Source organism: Candidatus Paceibacterota bacterium (genome assembly GCA_026195275.1).
Lineage (GTDB): Bacteria > Patescibacteriota > Minisyncoccia > Phycocordibacterales > JABMNX01 > JABMNX01.
Genome location: JAPHQU010000003.1, coordinates 76,813 through 94,724 on the forward strand (window position 1 = coordinate 76,813; position 17,912 = coordinate 94,724).

At 48.5% G+C, this 17,912-nt stretch carries 22 protein-coding genes; 20 read left to right on the plus strand and 2 right to left on the minus strand.

Translation table 11 applies throughout. From position 1 onward, the window contains the following. The first annotated feature begins 82 nt into the window (after positions 1 to 82). From OQJ98_01990 to OQJ98_02030, 9 genes are all read left to right on the plus strand, one after another. Entirely contained in the window at positions 83 to 1,111 is a 1,029-nt protein-coding gene (locus tag OQJ98_01990) for a hypothetical protein (protein ID MCW9054728.1), read from the plus strand. Between the two features lie 75 nt (positions 1,112 to 1,186). After that, positions 1,187 to 2,515 carry a hypothetical protein gene (locus OQJ98_01995; GenBank protein ID MCW9054729.1) on the plus strand — a complete coding sequence of 443 codons (1,329 nt, stop codon included), beginning with the start codon at positions 1,187 to 1,189 and terminating at the stop codon, positions 2,513 to 2,515. Between the two features lie 2 nt (positions 2,516 to 2,517). Continuing rightward, positions 2,518 to 3,531, plus strand: a complete 1,014-nt coding sequence (mltG, locus tag OQJ98_02000) for an endolytic transglycosylase MltG (protein MCW9054730.1) — start codon at positions 2,518 to 2,520, stop codon at positions 3,529 to 3,531. A gap of 24 nt (positions 3,532 to 3,555) precedes the next feature. Further along, positions 3,556 to 4,614, plus strand: a complete 1,059-nt coding sequence (mnmA, locus tag OQJ98_02005) for a tRNA 2-thiouridine(34) synthase MnmA (protein ID MCW9054731.1) — start codon at positions 3,556 to 3,558, stop codon at positions 4,612 to 4,614. Between the two features lie 10 nt (positions 4,615 to 4,624). Beyond that, positions 4,625 to 5,476, plus strand: a complete 852-nt coding sequence (locus OQJ98_02010) for an ATP cone domain-containing protein (GenBank protein ID MCW9054732.1) — start codon at positions 4,625 to 4,627, stop codon at positions 5,474 to 5,476. 28 nt (positions 5,477 to 5,504) lie between these two features. Continuing rightward, on the plus strand, positions 5,505 to 6,026 hold the full coding sequence (locus OQJ98_02015; GenBank protein ID MCW9054733.1) for a hypothetical protein: 522 nt from the start codon (positions 5,505 to 5,507) through the stop codon (positions 6,024 to 6,026). Positions 6,027 to 6,036: 10 nt separating this feature from the next. Next, positions 6,037 to 6,546, plus strand: a complete 510-nt coding sequence (locus OQJ98_02020) for an MgtC/SapB family protein (GenBank protein MCW9054734.1) — start codon at positions 6,037 to 6,039, stop codon at positions 6,544 to 6,546. A 63-nt stretch (positions 6,547 to 6,609) separates the two neighbouring features. Beyond that, positions 6,610 to 7,470: a PD-(D/E)XK nuclease family protein gene (locus OQJ98_02025; GenBank protein ID MCW9054735.1), complete on the plus strand. Its 861-nt coding sequence runs from the start codon at positions 6,610 to 6,612 to the stop codon at positions 7,468 to 7,470. A gap of 6 nt (positions 7,471 to 7,476) precedes the next feature. Beyond that, complete coding sequence (locus OQJ98_02030; protein ID MCW9054736.1) at positions 7,477 to 7,722, plus strand: MGMT family protein; 246 nt, start codon at positions 7,477 to 7,479, stop codon at positions 7,720 to 7,722. 3 nt (positions 7,723 to 7,725) lie between these two features. On the opposite strand, the gene ung is transcribed toward OQJ98_02030, so the two are convergent. After that, positions 7,726 to 8,406, minus strand: coding sequence for a uracil-DNA glycosylase (gene ung, locus OQJ98_02035; protein MCW9054737.1), 681 nt, complete (start codon positions 8,404 to 8,406; stop codon positions 7,726 to 7,728). A 40-nt stretch (positions 8,407 to 8,446) separates the two neighbouring features. On the opposite strand from ung, the gene OQJ98_02040 reads away from it, so the two are divergent. After that, positions 8,447 to 8,869 carry an EamA family transporter gene (locus OQJ98_02040; protein ID MCW9054738.1) on the plus strand — a complete coding sequence of 141 codons (423 nt, stop codon included), beginning with the start codon at positions 8,447 to 8,449 and terminating at the stop codon, positions 8,867 to 8,869. A gap of 8 nt (positions 8,870 to 8,877) precedes the next feature. Here OQJ98_02040 and OQJ98_02045 read toward each other — a convergent pair whose 3' ends face one another. Continuing rightward, positions 8,878 to 10,140, minus strand: a complete 1,263-nt coding sequence (locus OQJ98_02045; protein ID MCW9054739.1) for an insulinase family protein — start codon at positions 10,138 to 10,140, stop codon at positions 8,878 to 8,880. Positions 10,141 to 10,228: 88 nt separating this feature from the next. Here OQJ98_02045 and OQJ98_02050 point away from each other — a divergent pair, with 88 nt between their 5' ends. The 10 genes from OQJ98_02050 to OQJ98_02095 all read left to right on the plus strand — a co-directional run bounded on the left by OQJ98_02050 (position 10,229) and on the right by OQJ98_02095 (position 17,912). After that, positions 10,229 to 10,444 carry a hypothetical protein gene (locus OQJ98_02050; GenBank protein MCW9054740.1) on the plus strand — a complete coding sequence of 72 codons (216 nt, stop codon included), beginning with the start codon at positions 10,229 to 10,231 and terminating at the stop codon, positions 10,442 to 10,444. Further along, entirely contained in the window at positions 10,431 to 12,317 is a 1,887-nt protein-coding gene (locus OQJ98_02055) for an alanine--tRNA ligase (protein ID MCW9054741.1), read from the plus strand. The genes OQJ98_02050 and OQJ98_02055 overlap by 14 nt, the downstream gene beginning before the upstream one ends. Before the next feature lie 236 nt (positions 12,318 to 12,553). Beyond that, positions 12,554 to 13,609 carry a hypothetical protein gene (locus tag OQJ98_02060; GenBank protein MCW9054742.1) on the plus strand — a complete coding sequence of 352 codons (1,056 nt, stop codon included), beginning with the start codon at positions 12,554 to 12,556 and terminating at the stop codon, positions 13,607 to 13,609. A gap of 56 nt (positions 13,610 to 13,665) precedes the next feature. After that, complete coding sequence (locus tag OQJ98_02065; protein MCW9054743.1) at positions 13,666 to 14,949, plus strand: hypothetical protein; 1,284 nt, start codon at positions 13,666 to 13,668, stop codon at positions 14,947 to 14,949. A 72-nt stretch (positions 14,950 to 15,021) separates the two neighbouring features. Then, positions 15,022 to 15,243, plus strand: a complete 222-nt coding sequence (infA, locus tag OQJ98_02070) for a translation initiation factor IF-1 (GenBank protein MCW9054744.1) — start codon at positions 15,022 to 15,024, stop codon at positions 15,241 to 15,243. 119 nt (positions 15,244 to 15,362) lie between these two features. Continuing rightward, positions 15,363 to 15,476, plus strand: a complete 114-nt coding sequence (gene rpmJ / locus OQJ98_02075; protein ID MCW9054745.1) for a 50S ribosomal protein L36 — start codon at positions 15,363 to 15,365, stop codon at positions 15,474 to 15,476. Positions 15,477 to 15,490: 14 nt separating this feature from the next. Then, positions 15,491 to 15,871, plus strand: a complete 381-nt coding sequence (gene rpsM, locus OQJ98_02080; protein MCW9054746.1) for a 30S ribosomal protein S13 — start codon at positions 15,491 to 15,493, stop codon at positions 15,869 to 15,871. Between the two features lie 4 nt (positions 15,872 to 15,875). Further along, positions 15,876 to 16,310, plus strand: coding sequence for a 30S ribosomal protein S11 (rpsK, locus tag OQJ98_02085; GenBank protein ID MCW9054747.1), 435 nt, complete (start codon positions 15,876 to 15,878; stop codon positions 16,308 to 16,310). Between the two features lie 4 nt (positions 16,311 to 16,314). Beyond that, positions 16,315 to 16,923, plus strand: coding sequence for a 30S ribosomal protein S4 (gene rpsD / locus OQJ98_02090; protein MCW9054748.1), 609 nt, complete (start codon positions 16,315 to 16,317; stop codon positions 16,921 to 16,923). A gap of 26 nt (positions 16,924 to 16,949) precedes the next feature. Continuing rightward, positions 16,950 to 17,912 carry a DNA-directed RNA polymerase subunit alpha gene (locus tag OQJ98_02095; GenBank protein MCW9054749.1) on the plus strand — a complete coding sequence of 321 codons (963 nt, stop codon included), beginning with the start codon at positions 16,950 to 16,952 and terminating at the stop codon, positions 17,910 to 17,912.

The following is a 17,912-nucleotide window of genomic DNA, read 5'->3' on the forward strand; positions in this document are numbered from 1 at the left end:
CTTGACGCAAGACTAGACAAATGATAAAAATTAGGATACACTATTCCTCACATAGCAATATCAGTAATACACGGGTGGATATATGGCAAAAATCACATTTAAGCCAAAACAGGTAACACAAAAACTACTCGCGACGCTTCCTGAGCGCGCGAGGGATATTTTGATACGTCGATACGGTCTTGGAAAGAGCACGAAGAAGATGACACTCGAATCAATCGGTGAGCAGTACGGTATCACTCGAGAGCGCGTTCGCCAGATCGAGAATCACGCGCTCCAGAATATTCAAAGGTCAGATGTGTTTGAAAAATCAGAATCAGCATTCAAAGAACTTGAAATGTTGATTGATGCACTTGGTGGTGTCGTTGCGGAGGATGAACTTCTTGCGCAGATCTCAAAAGAAAAAGCTACTCAAAACCATCTCCACTTTCTCCTTGTGATTGGGACCACATTCAATAATAAAAAGGAAGATGCGGAGTTCGCACCTCGTTGGTTTGTTGATAAAGATCTGGCTGACCAGGTACACACAGCACTTAAGGATCTCTACACCAATATTTCAGACGATGATCTCATTCCCGAATCTCAGCTTATCGCGAATTTCTTGGAAAAACTTAAAGGCCTTAACGAGCAATACCGACAAGAAGAAATTCTCAAACGTTGGCTCTCACTCTCGAAGACTATCGCAAAGAATCCACTTGGTGAGTGGGGTCTTGCATCTTCGCCGAATGTCCGCGCAAAGGGTGTTCGTGATTTTGCGTATCTTGCCATCAAACATCATGGTTCACCGATGCACTTCACTGAGGTTGCTGAGGCTATCTCAGAACTCTTTAACAAAAAGGCACACGTAGCAACCTGCCACAATGAACTCATCAAGGACAAGCGGTTCGTGCTTGTTGGTCGCGGTCTTTATGTGCTCTCTGAGTGGGGCTACACTAGTGGTGTAGTAAAAGACGTGCTTCGCGCAATCCTCGAGAAGGATGGACCACTCACCAAAGAAGATATCCTTGACCGTATCCGCAAAGAGCGATACGTAAAAGACAATACCGTCTTGGTAAATCTCCAGGATTCCTCAATATTTACGAAGGATGAGGATGGGCGATATGCACTTGTCTAAGTGTGTTCAAATAATCCCTCGAAACCCACAAAGAGCTGTTCTCTAGGCAGCTCTTTTGCGGTATGATTTACAGTAATGAGTTTCAATCCTTTTAAGATACTCGAGGATTTTGGTATCCCAACAATCGGTCTGGTGATCGCCTCTTTTTTTGTCTTACTTGGTATTGTCTACTACTGGACCCCCGCAGAGATGACCTTCACTCCTGCGGCTCGCTTGCTTCTTCTCTCTGCGCCGATCTGGGTGCCGATTATACTCAGTGTTACATTTTGGAAGATTTGGCTTGAATATATTCGTGCTAAGTTTATTAGCTCCCAGAAGCACGTGCTTCTTGAGATCAAATTGCCACGTGAAGTGGTGCGTTCTCCTCAAGCAATGGAGACCTTGCTCACCAACCTTCATATTGGGATGGGTGAGGGTACATTCATCAACCGCTACATTGAGGGTAGGGTGCGCCCCTGGTATTCGCTTGAGATCGCCTCACTTGGTGGACGAATCCACTTCTTTATTTGGACACGTGCATTTCTCAGAGATGTAGTTGAGGCGCAGATCTACGGACAATATCCAATGGTTGAGGTACACGAAGTTGAGGATTACGCACAAAAACTTGGTTATCATCCTGATCGGTATGGTCTATGGGGGTGTGATTTCAAACTTACCGGCAAGGACGCGTATCCGATCAAGACGTACATTGATTACGGTCTTGATAAGGATCCAAAGGAGGAATATAAGATCGATCCGATGGCAGGATTCTTCGAGTTCTTGAGTCATATCGGGCCGGATGAGCAGATTTGGTTTCAGCTCATGATACGAATGAATAAAGACAAACTCCGTGAAGACCGAAAATATAAGAAAGGTGTGTTTTTTGTTGAGACCACGAGCTGGAAAGATGAGGCTAAAGAAGAAATAGAAAAGATTCGAGAGGAATCGCGCCCTGAAACCTCCGGAGATTTCCCCGGATTCCCCAACCCAACACCGGGGCAGACTGACAAGATCAAGGCGCTTGAACGGAGTGTTTCAAAACTGGGGTTTGATGCGGGTATGCGGGGTATCTACATCGCAAAGAAGGACGCGTTCAACCCATCGAACATCGCAGCTCTGACATCATCACTTAAACAACTGAACGCGAGTGATCGAAACGGTATTGCACCAACACGTTGGTTCACTGAGTTTGGCTACCCGTGGCAGGATATTTTTGGGAAGAAGCAGGAGAATTACCGCAAATGGATTATTGATGCGTACCGTCGACGCTCGTGGTTCCATGAGCCATATAAGACACCCTGGTTTGTATTTAATACTGAGGAAATTGCAACGATCTTCCATTTCCCCGGTTCAGTTGTTCAGGCTCCGACCCTTGAGCGAATCTCATCCACGAAAGGAGAGGCGCCACCAAATCTTCCCGGTTAGACATGCGTGCATTTTCACAATTTCAAAGATCTTCTCTCAACGTCATCTCTTGGTGTGGTGGTTTCTTGTTTGGGACATCTGCTCGGCGCACAGCAACATCCTTGGTCCTTCTTTGTGTGTTGATTGTCTATGTAGGGCTGATTACTGCGCCACGCAATTTTCCTTCGGGACACATTGTGACCATTGAGCGCGGTACAACCCTTGAAGGGATCGCACAGCAGTTAAAAGAGCGTGATGTCATACGTTCTCCACTCCTCTTTAGGAGTACGGTGATTCTGCTTGGTGGCGAAAAACGAGCGCATGCCGGAGACTATTTTTTCGAGAGGCCTGAAGGAGTCTTTCGGGTTGCGTACCGAATTGCACTCGGGCAGTTCGGCCTTGAACCGATTGTCGTCCGCATACCCGAAGGAGCGTCGGCAACCTTGGTTGCCGAACAACTTAGCGGGTCTCTTGACACCTTCGACGCAGATCTGTTTCTCGCATACGCACAGGCTGACGAGGGGTATCTCTTCCCCGACACGTATCACTTCTTGCCGAACATTAGTGAGCAAGATGTATATCGCACAATGAGAGAGAATTTCAATCGGCGTATTGCCATCCTTACTGAGGAGATAGAGATGTTTGGCAAACCACTGGATGAGGTAGTTACCATGGCATCAATCATCGAGCTTGAGGGGGATGACCTTGAGACAAAGCGAAAGATCGCGAGCGCTCTCTGGAACCGTATTAAAATCGGGATGGCACTGCAAGTTGACGCTTCATTTGTCTACCTATTAGGAAAGGGGACAGCCGAGCTCTCTCTCTCGGACCTTGCGATTGACTCACCATACAACACTTACACGAACACAGGGTTCCCACCGACACCAATTGCAAACCCGGGGCTTGATTCACTTCGCGCAGCAGTAACTCCAGCAGAGACTAATTACCTCTACTACCTTGCCGATGAAGACGGAACAACTCATTTTAGTGAGACTTTTGAAGAACATAAATCCAAGAAAGAGCGTTACTTACCGTAGAGGTATCTGTGATAGAGTAGGGGCATGAAGAAAGGAAAAGGGCGAGTATTTGTCGGTGTCTCTGGGGGTGTAGACTCTTCGGTGTCTGCTGCCCTTCTCAAGAAAGCCGGATATGATGTGGTTGGTGTGTTCATTAAGGTATGGCACCCAGATTTCTTACCGTGCAATTGGGAGCGTGAGCGAATGGACGCGATGCGGGTGTGCGTACGGCTTGGTATACCTTTCTGTACCTTCGACGCGGAAGCTGAATACAAAGAATTTGTTGCTGAGTATTTAATTCAAGAATACCGCAGAGGACGGACACCAAACCCGGACGTGATGTGTAATAAACACGTGAAGTTTGGGAGTTTTCTTAATTTTGCGCGAGAAAGAGGAGCTGACTTTATCGCAACCGGACACTATGCGCGTGTCGATGAACGGGGTGGCTCCTATCGACTCCTTCAGGGAGTCGATAAAGAGAAAGATCAATCGTATTTCCTCTGGACACTCTCACAAGACGAACTCAAACACGTACGTTTTCCTATTGGTGAATATACAAAACCGGAAGTACGCAAACTTGCAAAGAAGTTCGGACTCTCGACTGCTGAGAAGAAAGATAGTCAAGGCATTTGTTTCCTTGGCCCAGTCGATATGGAGGAATTTCTCTCACATTATATCGATACAAAACCTGGTGAGGTGATTACACAGGACGGCACGGTTGTGGGTAGACATCATGGTGCGTTGATTTATACCATTGGGCAACGACACGGCTTCGAGATAACGGAAGCAGATACTGAGCGTAAGCCGTACTATGTGGTTGAAAAGCGTATCCTCGACAATATACTCGTGGTCTCGCACAATCCAAACGACCCACAATTTAATAAAAAGGATGTAGTGCTTGAGAATAGTCATTGGGTCGCCGGTGCGCCGGAGGCAGGAAGGGAATACACAGCACGCTTCAGGCATCGCGGAGAGTTATACCCATGCACGGTGAAAGGAGACACCGTGAATTTCAGGGAACCGCAGAACGGACTTGCGCGTGGTCAGTCGCTTGTCATATACGACAAGGAAGAGTGTGTTGGTGGTGGTGTGATCTCTTGGTAGACTAAAAACAATGGAGAAAGAAGTACTCATCAAGAAGACTGACGGGAGCATGGAGCCGTTTCAGAGCGGCAAGCTTCGGCGCTCGCTTCGGCGCGCCGGCGCGAGTGACGAGCATGTTGAGGAGATCGTCGCTGAGGTGCTCGGTATGCTTGAGTCGAGGATGAGCACGACACAGATTTACAAGAAAGCTCATTCTTTGCTCCGTAAAAAAGAGGCGTGCACAGTAACGGCGAGGTATTCGTTGAAAAGAGCAGTCTTCGCACTCGGGCCAAGTGGTTTCCCATTTGAGGCATTCATCGGTGAGTTGTATCAAGCAGAAGGATATCGTGTGAGTAACAACGATATTCTTGAAGGTCGCTGTGTATCACACGAGACTGATATGCTTGCCACTTCAGACAACAAGACCATTGCCGCGGAAATAAAATTTCACAATCGCCTGGGGATTAAGACCGACCTTAAAGCTGCTCTTTACGTAAAAGCGCGATTCGATGACCTTGTTGGTGTCTACGATAAGAAGCTGGATGTGACGATTAGTGAAGGGGTGCTTATCACCAATACGAAGTTTACAAGTAACGCCGAGCGTTACGGAACATGTGCCGGACTCTCGATGATATCATGGAGTTATCCGCATAAAGATGGCAATCTGCACGCGAGGATCATTGGTGCCGGTCTCCATCCGGTAACTTGCCTCCCGTCTATCTCAAGCAGGGAGAAGCGAATCTTGCTTGAGCACAACCTTGTCTTGTGTCGTGACATAAAAGAACACTCGGGCGAGTTGGTCAGATACGGTATCTCAGAGAAAAAAATACCCGTACTCCTTGAGGAGGCGTCAACCTTGTGTCAGTCCTGCGAGAAAGTGTAGAATGGAACATATAAGTAGATATCTGCGTATGCAATTCTTACCATCAAAAGAGAACCAGAAGCTCGTCTTTACATTCATTGCAGGGGCGTTTGTCGGTGTCTTTGTGTCATGGATGTGGGTGGCGACTCAAGAGGCTCTTGCTCCAACTACATCAATGGTTGACGTTGAGGGAGAACAAGCTCTCGATGATCTAGACACACCTCCAGAGAACATCTTCTCTGGCGCGAATATTGATAATAAAGCGATAGTGGTTCCAGACCAACGCCCCGGCACACAGGTGTTCATTGATACAGCGATACTTTCGGAAGATGGGTGGGTGGTGATTCATGAAGGAACCGCGAGCGAGATCGGTAATGCGCTTGGTGCTGCCCGGTTTGATGCTGGTGAACACAGTGGAGTTGTTGATCTTTTGCGTGCGACAGAGCCGGGGACTCTGTATCGTGCAGTACTCTATCGAGACAACGGCGACCGCGAGTTTAACCTTGATGAGGATTTTCCATTCCTTCAGGACGGGAACCAACCAGTTCTCAGTACTTTTATTGTTCAGTAATATCTGACACATGGAGCCGATATTCTTTAGCTCAACCTTTATCATCTTCGGGAAGATCCTTCTTGCGGTCGTTCTTGGTGTGCTTTTAGGGACTGAGCGCTCAGTCTTTGCGAACAAACGTGCAGGTATGCGCACGTACGCGCTTGTTTCGCTCGCAGCATGTCTCTTTGCAGTTATCTCAGTCCAGGTAACTTCGCAGTATCTTGGGCTCGTTACTTTCGACCCAATGCGTGTTGCTGCGGGGATCATCACTGGTATCGGTTTCCTTGGCACCGGACTTATCATTTTCCATGACAACAAGCTCCAAGGGCTTACCACGGCCGCCGGGCTCTGGGTCGCGGCGGGTATCGGTCTTGCGGTCGCCTATGAGCTCTATGCGGTTGCGATCTTCACGACAATCATCACTGTTCTCATCTTCTCGCTCCTCTGGAATCTTGAGGAGTGGTTTGGTCGTATCGCTGATACGCACCGACGTGTACGCCTTGAGCGCGAGCAACAAAAAGGAGAACCACGAGTTTAGACACCAAAAGGGCTCGTCAATTCTGACGAGCCCTTTTTTCTTTGTGCTATACTAAGAGCAACTATGGGAGCATTTTATAATCCGGACCGAGGAGCTGACTGGAATTACGGCGGTAGGAAGTGGCGTCTTTCTCGCTCGAAGATAGACCTCTTTATGGAGTGTCCTCGCTGCTTTTGGCTTGATAACAAGCTTGGTACGAAGCGTCCACCCGGATACCCACTCAACCTCAACATCGCAGTCGACACACTCTTAAAGAAAGAGTTTGATATTCACCGCAAGAACAAGACCCCACACCCATTCATGGAAGAGTACGGGATTGACGCAGTGCCATTCCAGCACAAAGACATCGATCTTTGGCGCGACAACTTCAAAGGCGCTGAGTTTCTCCACGAGCCAACCGGACTTACAGTTTCTGGAGCAATTGATGACGTGTGGGTCTCGCCAGACGGAGAACTTATCATTGTCGACTACAAAGCAACGAGCAAGAATGGTGACGTGAATCTCGATGCAGAATGGCAGGATGGTTACAAACGGCAGATGGAAGTGTATCAGTGGCTTTTCAGGCAAAATGGTTTCAAAGTCTCCGACACCGGCTATTTTGTCTACGTGAACGGACGCACCGACGTCGATCAATTTGACGGGAAGCTCGAGTTTGAGATCAAGCTCCTTCCATACACCGGCAAGGACACGTGGATTGAGCCGGTACTCCGCGAGATTAAGGCGTGTCTTGAGAGCAATACAATTCCCGCAATCGGAAAAGAATGTGATTACTGCCCATACCGCGAAGTTGCCGGTAAAAAGCTCTTGAAAGTGCACACGGGGCAGGTTGGCGCAAAGAAGACTGAAGAAAAGCCTATTACAGTAAGAAAGGCAAAGGAGCCCAATGACACGAGCGAAGACGTCAAAACCGATTCACTGTTTTAGAAAGTTATGTTTACAAAGAGAGTACTAGACATCGTTCGAAATATTCCAAAAGGGGAGACGCTCTCGTACAAAGAAGTCGCTTTCCGTGCCGGCTCACCCCGCGCGTATCGCAAGGTGGGGAGTATTATGAAGGCAAACTATGACCCTAACATTCCCTGTCATCGTGTTATCAAGTCAGATGGCTCAGTGGGCGAATACAACCGCGGCAAGGAACAGAAATATGAAAAACTGAAAGCAGAAAAAGCCATTTAAGAGTTACGAGCACCAGTCGATTTTGCCGCGGCCGTACTTCTTTAAGTATTCGTTGGAGAGGGTAAAGTGGTTGTTGCCAAAGAATCCACGGTGTGCGGAGAGGGGGGAGGGGTGTGGCGAGGTGAGGACGAGATGCTTCGTGCCATCGATAAGCCACTGCTTTTGCCCGGCAAATGCACCCCAGAGCAAGAAGACAATGTGCTCGTAGTTCTCAGAGAGTGCCGAGATAACCGCGTCGGTAAATGTATGCCAGCCGTACTCTGCGTGTGAGTTTGCCTCGCCACTGCGTACAGAGAGCGACGCATTGAGGAGTAGTACTCCTTGTTTCTCCCAGCGGGTGAGATTCGGGTCTTTGTTGCAGTCTTTGTGGTATTCAGACTCGATTTCTTTAAATATATTTTGAAGCGAGGGTGGCACTCGGTTCTCAGAGTGAGTCGAGAACGCGAGGCCGTCGGCAACGCCCGGTGTGTGGTATGGGTCTTGCCCGAGGATAACGACGCGGACATCTTGCGGTTCGCAGAGCTCAAACGCGCGAAAGACTTGCTGAGGAGGAGGGAAGACCGAGCGCGCAAGATACTCCTCGCGCACCTTCTCGGCAAGCTCTGTAAAATATGGCTTATCAAACTCGTGAGCAATAAGCCTTTTCCACTCGTCTGGCACATGCACGTTTTCAGACCCTGTCATATTATCTCAAGTGTAGCAGTGGTGTATAATGAAATCTACTATGTGGGCTATTTACGCATTTATCTCGGCTATTACCGCGGCACTTGTCGCAATCTTTGCAAAGATGGGGCTTAAGGACATTGATTCGACGCTCGCAACAACCGTGCGCGCGATCATCATGGCGGGGTTCCTTATCATTGTGAGTTTCTTTTTAAAAAAATTCGACGGATTCTCACTCACAAGCTTTGGTGGAAAAGAATGGCTCTTAATATTCCTCGCAGGTATTGCGGGTGCGCTTTCGTGGCTCTTTTACTTTCTCGCACTTAAGACAGGGACGGCAAGCGGCGTCGTAGCAATCGACCGTATGAGCATTGTCTTCGTGGTGATCCTTGCTGCACTTTTCCTCGGTGAAGGATTCGGCTGGAAGGCGGTCATTGGCGCACTCCTTATGACAGGTGGCGCAATATTGATAACACTCCGATAGGAGGGTGGTTACGAGAGTATTTCGCGGAGCTTTTCTTCGTCAATCCTTGGACCGATTCCGGCAAAGTGGTAATGCTCCGGCTTGAGGAGTTCCTTCGCAAGCATATGAACATCTTCAGTGGTAACCGCCGCCACGCTCTCTTTTAATTGCTCAAACGAACCGTCTTCTTTGTCGAGAAGTCTCTTTTGTGCAAAATGGAGCGCAACTTCCTCGGTATCTTCTGTTTTGAGGTCAAGTTTCCCGTTTATGTATGACCGGGCTTTCTTCAGCTCAGCGGTACTTATGCCGTCTTTGGCAATACGATTATACTCTTCACGAATGGCACGAGCAGCAGGAAGCACTTGGTCAAGACGCACACCGGCGCGCGTGGTAAGAAGTCCGGTGTCGGTGAACCCCTCGGCCTGGGTGTGTATTGAGTAGCAAAGACCTTTCTCTTCACGGATTGTCTGGAACATACGCGATGACATATTGCCACCAAGGATTGTGGCGAGCACCTTAAGGGTCGGGAACCGCTCATCGCCTCTGGGGACCGCACGGACGCCAAAGTTTATATGATACTGCTCGGTTTGTTTTTCTCGGATGGCGTATTTTTCTGTTGCGAGTTCATGGTCAAAAGGGGGCTCGTGTTTTGTTTGTGTTGTGTCATTGAAATGGAAATATCTCTCTAATTCGTCGAGATCTTTTTGTGTAACTGCCCCAGCGAGTGTGATTACGATATTTTCAGGGACATAGAGTCCATTACGAAATGAAAGAAAGTCCTCCCGCTTCACTGACGTGATCACCTCCCGGGTGCCAATCTCGTCACGGCCAAGCGGCTGATCACCAAAGAGAACTCGCTCAAAGTCCCAAGCGACTTGGTAGATTGGCATATCGAGATACATCGCCATCTCTTCAAGGATAACCCCGCGTTCTTTCTCTATTTCTTCTTCTGGAAACCGCGCATTAAGAAGCATGTCACTTAAGACTGAGAGCGCGGTTTTTTGATGCTCCTTACTCGCCTTAACATAATACCCAGCGACTTCCTTTGCGGTAAACGCGTTGAATTCGCCACCAACCTCGTCAATCGCTTCGCTCACTTCCTTTGGGGTTTTATACTTTTCACCGCCTTTGAAAAACATATGCTCAAGAAAATGAGCGATCCCGGCATTCGAGAGGTCTTCATATCGTGATCCGGCGCCAGCGAGAATAAGAGCAGTGACGACATTTGTTCCGGGCATTTCTACCACTTGTAGCGTCAGACCGTTATCTAGTTTTCTCGTATGTAGTCTCATAACCATCACATAGTATCACACCACCATCTGCTTACACACCTCGGGTCAGTTTAACGCTGAAATGTAGTGTGATATACTCGAAAGCAATATGAATCTACTTTTTTGGGGACTCACTATAGGAATTATCGGTAAAGTCATTCTCGGTTTTACGGTTATGAGTGTGCACTGGAAGATTGTGAAAGAACACAAGATAGACAAAGCGGTACTTACCGAGATGCGGCGGGAGCGCAACCTTGCTCTTCTCGGTATTATTTTTATGCTCGTAGGATACATTTTGGAGCTGCTATTCTATGAATTCATCTGAGATACGACAAAAATACCTAGACTTCTTTAACGAGCGCGGGCACGCGGTTATCCCGTCTTCTTCACTGCGTCCGGAGAATGACCCCACCACCCTCTTTACCGGCTCAGGGATGCAGCCCTTGTTGCCATATTTTCTCGGAGAGGAACACTCAAAGGGCACACGAGTCGTTAACTCACAGAAATGTTTTCGTGCTGAGGATATCGAGGAAGTGGGCGACAATCGCCATACCACTTTCTTTGAGATGCTCGGCAACTGGTCTTTTGGTGACTATTTCAAAAAGGAGCAACTCCCGTGGGTGTTTGGTTTTCTCACCGACGTCGTTGGGCTTAACCCACAAAAGCTCTATGTAACCGCATTCCTCGGAGATGAGGTGCTTGGTATTCCGAAGGATACTGAATCGGCAGATATCTGGAAGGAGCTCTTCAAAGGAAAGGGAATTAACGCAAGAGATGCCGAGATTGGTTCGGAAGAAGATGGTGGTAAGCGCGGCATGAAGGAAGGCGAGCGCATTTTCTACTACGATTCTTCTAAAAACTGGTGGAGTAGAGCAGGGAAGCCAGAGAATATGCCCGCGGGTGAACCGGGTGGCCCAGACTCGGAGGTCTTTTATGAATTCACTGACATCGAGCATGACTCCAGATTTGGTGAGCACTGTCACCCGAACTGTGACTGCGGGCGCTTTATGGAGATCGGCAACTCGGTGTTTATGGAGTACCTCAAGAAAGAAGATGGTTCATTTGAACCGCTTGCGCAGAAGAACGTCGACTTCGGTGGGGGGCTTGAGCGTATTGCCGCGGCAGCAAATGATGACGCGGATATGTTTAAAATTGATTCACTGAGAGGTATCATCTCTGAGATTGAAAAGGTTTCCGGTAAGTCATATTCAGAAGAACAATACCGGGAAGATTTTCGGGTTATAGCAGACCATATGCGCGCCGCAGTATTTATGATTGACGACGGAGTATTCCCTTCAAACACTGAACAAGGGTACTTTGTTCGGCGGCTTATACGACGCTCGGTAATGAAGGTGCGCTCACTTAACTTAGCAGAATCCTTTCCGCTCGGAACCGTCGCTCATATTGTTGCAGAGGTGTACAAAGATTTCTATCCGGCACTCAAAGAGAAGGCTGACATCATTGATAAGACGATAACCGAAGAAGAAACGAGGTTTAATCTCACCCTTGAAAAAGGGATGAAAGAATTTGAGAAGTTGAGCAGCAGCGACATCTCCGGACATGATGCATTTGTGCTCTTTACCACGTATGGTTTCCCGCTGGAGCTTACTGAAGAGCTTGCGGTTGAGAAGGGAATCTCGGTTGAGAAGGCAGCGTTCGATGAAGAGATGGAAAGACATCAAGAACTTTCTCGAGCCGGTTCCGAGCAGAAATTCAAAGGCGGCCTCGCTGACCAGAGCCAAAAAACGGTTGAGTACCATACCGCCACACACCTCTTGCTTGCGGGGCTCCGCAAAGAACTTGGTGATAATGTGCATCAAGCTGGCTCAAACATCACCAGTGAGCGACTGCGTTTTGACTTCACGCACCCGGAGAAAGTCGACCGAGAGACACTCGATCGCATTGAAGGGTTTGTAAACAGCGCAATCAAAGCGGGCGCACACGTTGAAACCGAGACCATGAAGAAAGAAGACGCAGAGAGTGACCCGACTGTTGAAGGGAGCTTCTGGGAGAAGTATCCGGACGAGGTAAAAGTCTACACGATTAGAGACGACAACGGCATTGTCTATTCACGCGAGCTTTGTGGTGGCCCCCATGTGGAGAATACCGCCACGATTAGAGGAGTGTTTAAGATCGTCAAAGAGAGTTCATCATCAGCTGGCGTACGACGCATCAAAGCTGTTTTGGAAGAGGATTAATTCTGCGTACTGGAAGGTTGAAAGGGAGGTTCTATTCGGTGTTTTTTCGTTGCTCTGGCTCTCTTCGCACACTATAATAAAAGACAATGAAGTCTCTCAGTACACTTGCACGTTTGTTTAGAAGAAAGGCGGGTCACCGCACGGTTGTTATATTTGATATCGGGAGTTCCAGTGTGGGTGGTGCGGTGGCACAACTATCACATAACGCACCGTGTGTAACCTACAGTGTCCGCCGGATGATCCCCCTCAGCAGTACACTTCACAAGGAGAGTTTCCCGGGGCAGCTTGCGGACGCTCTTGTGGAGGTGGCAAAAAATATTCAAAAAAACGGGCTCGTAGAACCGGGAGGGAAGAAATATATAATTCCACGCGAGATTGTTTGTGTTCTTGGCTCACCTTGGCATCAGACCCAGACGATCACCGCATCTGTTGAGCAGAAAGAGAGCTTCTTGGTGACTGACGCGGTTATGGATAATCTGCTCGCACAAATACAGGAAAAGAAAGAGAAAGACGAAAGAGAAGGGGCGGAGGAGATGGTGACCATTGAAGAGATGATTATCGAATCGTCGCTTAACGGGTACTCAACCCAGTCACCAATCGGGAAGACCGCACGATGCATTTCGGTTGCTTTTCTTGAAAGTTCAACATTCCAGGCCACGGAGAAACTGCTTCGAAAGGCTCTCTACGAAGTGTTTAGTCCATCCATTCCGCTTGCGTTTCGCTCATTTACTCTTGCATCGTTTTCGGTTGTACGAGACATCCTAAGTCCACACAATGATTTCTTGCTTATTGATGTGACCGGAGGGACGAGCAACATCTCAGTCGTGCACAATTCGATTCTATTAGATACCGCCAACATCCCTTATGGACGGAATACGCTGATTCAGAATATTACAAAGGCGACAGGGGCGATCCCTGAAGAATCTCTATCACGCGTTAAACTCTTTTTTGCAGGAGGAGACGACCAAGAGCTTCAAGAGTTGATTGGTGCAGAGGAGGAAAGATGGCTTAAACATATTACAGAGGCTTGTAAAAGACTCTCTTTTGAAGCGGTGCCACTTCCGTCGAAGGTCTTCGTTATCTCAGATCCGGTATTTGGGTCTTGGTTTAAGACCGTCCTCGAATCTCCAGAACTCGCTCAATTCACCGTAACAAAGAAGCACTTCGAGGCAATATTAATCTCAGAGAAATCCCTCGAAGAGAAATGTTCTTTTGAGAGAAGTGTTCAAAAAGACGTCTTCCTTATGACCGACGCGCTGTTCTACAGTAGAGAATATGGGGCGCATCAGTAGTCTATGCACAAGATGTATTTGGTAATAGAGGTAAGATTAAGGTAGACTAGGAGTATATGGAAAATGGCTTTGGAGATATTGTCCCACCGGAGCGTCGCTCAATCCGTAAGGTGAGCGTAGACAAAGGCGTGCGCCGGCGTGCGCCTCGTGAGAAGCGAGAAGTAGAAGAAACAACGCAACGACACCAAGCTCCACGAGGGAGGCGTGGCACATATCGTTGGGGTCTTTGGATAATTGCGATTATCTCGATTCTCGTGCTCCTCTTTGCATTCTCATTTGCATTCTCAGGAGCAAAAGTTGTTGTCACTCCGAAACAGCGTTCGGTCTTGATAGACGCGGAGTTTGAAGCCGCAAAAGTTCCAACCCTTGGCGGGATCGGGTATGAAATCATGACTATTGAGCGCGAAGGAAGCAGAGAGGTCGAGCCAAGCGGTGAAGCATATGTTGAAGAGAAAGCATCCGGCAACATTGTTGTCTACAACAACTACAACGAATCTAGTCAGCGGCTCATTAAGAACACCCGCTTTGAGACCCCTGATGGTCTGATATACCGGATCAACGAATCGGTGGTTGTGCCGGGGCAGCGTATCGAGGAAGGCGTCATGGTCCCCGGAAGTATTGAGGTGACTGTTTATGCCGATGAGGCGGGAGACGATTATAATATTGGGCTTACCGATTTCACCATCCCCGGTTTTGAAGGCTCGCCTCGTTTTGAGAGCTTCTATGCTCGGTCAAAGACAGAAATGACCGGCGGCTTTGTTGGTAATAAGAAGACAGTCAGTCAAAGTGACGAAACGCAAGCGCGTGCGATGATCCAGGAGGAATTGACTGCACAACTTAAGAGTGAGGCGACCACACAAAAGCCCGAAGGATTTGAGCTCTACCCGGACGCACTCTTTATCGTCTTCTCGTCTCTTTCTGACGGGGAACGTGGTACAAAAGCGGTAATCAGACAGAAAGCGACACTTTACGGTATTTTGTTTGATACGGATGATTTTGCTCAGCTTATTGCGGAGAATACCGTTGCCGGTTTTGACGGTGAACCGGTGGAGATCGTCAGTCCAGAGAAGCTCTCCTTCGTACTGGCTGAGAGTGACACTGAGCCGTGGGTTGGAGACGCTTTTCGTTTCACTCTTAATGGAGAAGCGCACCTTGTATGGACTTTCGATACCGACCAGCTCAAGGAAGACCTTGCAGGAAAGTCGAAAGGGGCGCTAGAGACCGTGCTGACCGGCTACTCAAGCATCGATGAGGCTCAGATCGTCCTCCGTCCATTTTGGCGGCAGACCTTCCCCGAGACAGTTAAAGATATCAAGATCGTTAAGGTGGTTGAAGAGTAGGGACCACATCCACAGAGACCACTTGACGTGTTGTGCCGGTCTCTGGTAGTATGTGTCCACCTCGGTACGCACATGTCAGAGAATAAGACAAAACCTGAAGCGGTCACCGGAGTAGTGGACGAGGCCCTGCCAAACACACTTTTCCGGGTAACGCTTAATGAGAGCGGTGAGCAGATTCTCACCTACCTCTCGGGGAAGATGCGTATACACCGGATCAAGGTGCTTGTCGGCGACACGGTCGCTGTTGAGCTTGAACCGTACGGGGGGAAGGGACGGATCATTAAGCGACTGTAAGGATACAGTGCGCTTGAGTGATCCATACTGCGCTATAGAGTGGAATCGATTGAGTAGTGGTTTTGAGATCCACACCATGGAAATGGAAAGCGCAATTTTTTGTTGTCTTCAAAAAAACAATGAAAGTAAAGGTTTCAGTAAAAAAGATCTGTGCAAAATGCCAAACCGTTCGCAGAAAGGGACGGCTCTATGTCATTTGTTCTAACCCTCGCCACAAACAGCGACAGGGGTAATTTATATATACACTATGCGAATCGCCGGAATCACCATCCCAGACAATAAGCGACTTGAGATCGGACTCACTGCCGTATACGGCGTTGGTCGTCCGCGTGCACTTGAGATCTTGGACGAGCTTAAAGTCGATTTCGGCAAGAAGCCGGGTGACCTCAAACCCGAGGAAGAGAGTGCAATTCGCGAGAAGATTGAATCATTCCTTATTGAAGGAGAACTTCGTCGAAGCATCTCAGGAAACATTAAGCGTCTTAAAGATATCAATTCGTATCGAGGAAGCCGGCACGCAAAGAGTCTTCCGGCTCGCGGACAGCGGACCAAGACAAACTCACGAACAGTGCGCGGTAACAAACGAAAGACTATGGGATCCGGTCGTCGTACTGTAGAAAAGAAATAATCGTATGGGAAAGAAACGCATTATCAAAAAGGCAGGTGGGGAAGCGAGCGCGGGACTCAAGTCGCGATCTCTTTCTCGTATTCCGAAGAAGAAGCTTGATTCGGGGATCCTTCACGTGCAGGCAACCTTTAATAACACCAAGCTTCTTCTCACCGACAAGAACGGCAACGCGGTCATGTCGTCTTCAAGTGGCGGACTTGGGTTCAAGGGCGCCAAAAAAGGCACACCTTTTGCCGCGGCAAAGGTGGGTGAACTTCTTGGAGAAAAGGCACAGATGATCGGCCTTAAAGAGGTTAACGTTGTTGTTAAAGGAGCTGGATCCGGGCGCGAGTCATCGCTCCGTGCGTTCTCAGCAAAAGGGATCGATATAACCAGCATTAAAGACGTGACTCCGTTGCCACATAACGGACCGCGACCTAAGAAACCACGTAGGGTATAGCATTATGAAGATCGGACCAAAATACAAAATAGCAAAACGACTCGGCGCAAGTGTTTTTGAGAAATGTCAGACACAGAAATTTGCGTTGTCTGAGTCGCGTCGCGCGAAGCGTCGTGGAAAACGACCCAAGCAGATTTCTGATTACGGGAAGCAGCTTCTTGAGAAGCAGAAGGTGCGCTTTACATACGGGGTTACTGAAAAACAGCTCTCTCGATATGTGAAGACGGGGACTCAAGGCGCCCACGAACCGGCAAACAAGATCTACCAAGCGCTTGAATCGCGTCTTGATAACGTTGTCTATCGACTCGGTTTGGTCCCAACACGTCGTTTTGCGCGACAGATTGTCTCTCACGGACACATCACTGTAAACGGGAAACGGATGACCGTACCGTCATACACGGTGAGTGTCGGGGACGTGGTTACTGTTCGTGTAAACAGTAAAGAGAAGGGTCTCTTTACCGACCTCGAAGAGCGGTTAAAGAACTACACTGCGCCAAAGTGGCTTTCTTTTGACGAAAAGAAGCTTGAAGGCACAGTTGTCGCACTTCCTGAATTTTCTGGAGCGGATGCATCTATTGATATGGGACTGGTTCTGGAGTTTTATAGCCGATAGTTTTATTCATCTTAACTACATATATTATGTCAGAGTACAACGTCGCACTTCCATCTAAACCACGCATCGTATCCGAAAAGGAGTTCGGGGGTGTCTATGAGATTGATGGTCTTTATCCGGGATACGGGCACACGCTCGGCAACTCACTTCGCCGTATCATCCTTTCATCGCTTCCGGGAGCAGCTATCACTTCAGTGAAGATTGAGGGGGTTGATCACGAGTTTTCAACCATTGAAGGAGTTCAGGAGGATGTGATCACCATCTTGCTCAACCTTAAGCGTGTGCGCATTCAAATGCTCTCAGATGAGCCACAACAGATGACCGTCAAAGTGAAGGGTCCAAAATCAATCACCGCGGCAGACATCGAGGCGCCGGGGCAAGTTGAGATCCTCAACCCAGAGCAGCCGATTGCTGAAGTTACCGGAAAAGGCGTTGACTTCTCAATTGAGATGACCGTAGAGCGTGGACTCGGTTATGTCGCAAAAGAAGCACTCAAGAAGGAGCGTGTCGAGGTTGGAGAAATCTCACTTGATGCGATCTTCACACCGATTCGCCGCGTGAACTACGAGGTAGAAAACATGCGCGTGGGAGACCGAACCGACTTTAACCGACTCCGTATTTTTATTGAGACTGACGGAACCATCACCGCAAAAGAGGGTCTCGAGAAGGCGATCGAGATCATGATTAACCAGCTACGCTCGATTGTTGGGTTCAAAGAAGAGGAACTTGCTCTCCCTGAAGAGGAAGCAATGGAAGAAGAGTCAAAAGAAGAAAAGAAAGAGGTTGATTCTGAGTTCCTCAAGACTCGCGTTGACGACCTCGACCTCTCAGCACGAACCGCAAACGCACTTGATGGTGCAAATATCCGCACAGTCGGTGGGCTTGCGCGAAAGCGAGAAGAAGATATCCTCTCAATCGAGGGTATCGGACAAAAAGGTCTCCAGGAGATCAAGCGGGCGCTTAGCAACTTTGGCGTCACCCTTAAGTAA

Bases quoted from the DNA above. Each gene is read 5' to 3' on its own strand.
- OQJ98_01990 (MCW9054728.1), top strand. From the start codon at position 83: ATGGCAAAAATCACATTTAAGCCAAAACAGGTAACACAAAAACTACTC.
- OQJ98_01995 (MCW9054729.1), top strand. From the start codon at position 1,187: ATGAGTTTCAATCCTTTTAAGATACTCGAGGATTTTGGTATCCCAACA.
- mltG (MCW9054730.1), top strand. From the start codon at position 2,518: ATGCGTGCATTTTCACAATTTCAAAGATCTTCTCTCAACGTCATCTCT.
- mnmA (MCW9054731.1), top strand. From the start codon at position 3,556: ATGAAGAAAGGAAAAGGGCGAGTATTTGTCGGTGTCTCTGGGGGTGTA.
- OQJ98_02010 (MCW9054732.1), top strand. From the start codon at position 4,625: ATGGAGAAAGAAGTACTCATCAAGAAGACTGACGGGAGCATGGAGCCG.
- OQJ98_02015 (MCW9054733.1), top strand. From the start codon at position 5,505: ATGCAATTCTTACCATCAAAAGAGAACCAGAAGCTCGTCTTTACATTC.
- OQJ98_02020 (MCW9054734.1), top strand. From the start codon at position 6,037: ATGGAGCCGATATTCTTTAGCTCAACCTTTATCATCTTCGGGAAGATC.
- OQJ98_02025 (MCW9054735.1), top strand. From the start codon at position 6,610: ATGGGAGCATTTTATAATCCGGACCGAGGAGCTGACTGGAATTACGGC.
- OQJ98_02030 (MCW9054736.1), top strand. From the start codon at position 7,477: ATGTTTACAAAGAGAGTACTAGACATCGTTCGAAATATTCCAAAAGGG.
- ung (MCW9054737.1), bottom strand. From the start codon at position 8,406: ATGACAGGGTCTGAAAACGTGCATGTGCCAGACGAGTGGAAAAGGCTT.
- OQJ98_02040 (MCW9054738.1), top strand. From the start codon at position 8,447: ATGTGGGCTATTTACGCATTTATCTCGGCTATTACCGCGGCACTTGTC.
- OQJ98_02045 (MCW9054739.1), bottom strand. From the start codon at position 10,140: ATGAGACTACATACGAGAAAACTAGATAACGGTCTGACGCTACAAGTG.
- OQJ98_02050 (MCW9054740.1), top strand. From the start codon at position 10,229: ATGAATCTACTTTTTTGGGGACTCACTATAGGAATTATCGGTAAAGTC.
- OQJ98_02055 (MCW9054741.1), top strand. From the start codon at position 10,431: ATGAATTCATCTGAGATACGACAAAAATACCTAGACTTCTTTAACGAG.
- OQJ98_02060 (MCW9054742.1), top strand. From the start codon at position 12,554: ATGATCCCCCTCAGCAGTACACTTCACAAGGAGAGTTTCCCGGGGCAG.
- OQJ98_02065 (MCW9054743.1), top strand. From the start codon at position 13,666: ATGGAAAATGGCTTTGGAGATATTGTCCCACCGGAGCGTCGCTCAATC.
- infA (MCW9054744.1), top strand. From the start codon at position 15,022: ATGTCAGAGAATAAGACAAAACCTGAAGCGGTCACCGGAGTAGTGGAC.
- rpmJ (MCW9054745.1), top strand. From the start codon at position 15,363: ATGAAAGTAAAGGTTTCAGTAAAAAAGATCTGTGCAAAATGCCAAACC.
- rpsM (MCW9054746.1), top strand. From the start codon at position 15,491: ATGCGAATCGCCGGAATCACCATCCCAGACAATAAGCGACTTGAGATC.
- rpsK (MCW9054747.1), top strand. From the start codon at position 15,876: ATGGGAAAGAAACGCATTATCAAAAAGGCAGGTGGGGAAGCGAGCGCG.
- rpsD (MCW9054748.1), top strand. From the start codon at position 16,315: ATGAAGATCGGACCAAAATACAAAATAGCAAAACGACTCGGCGCAAGT.
- OQJ98_02095 (MCW9054749.1), top strand. From the start codon at position 16,950: ATGTCAGAGTACAACGTCGCACTTCCATCTAAACCACGCATCGTATCC.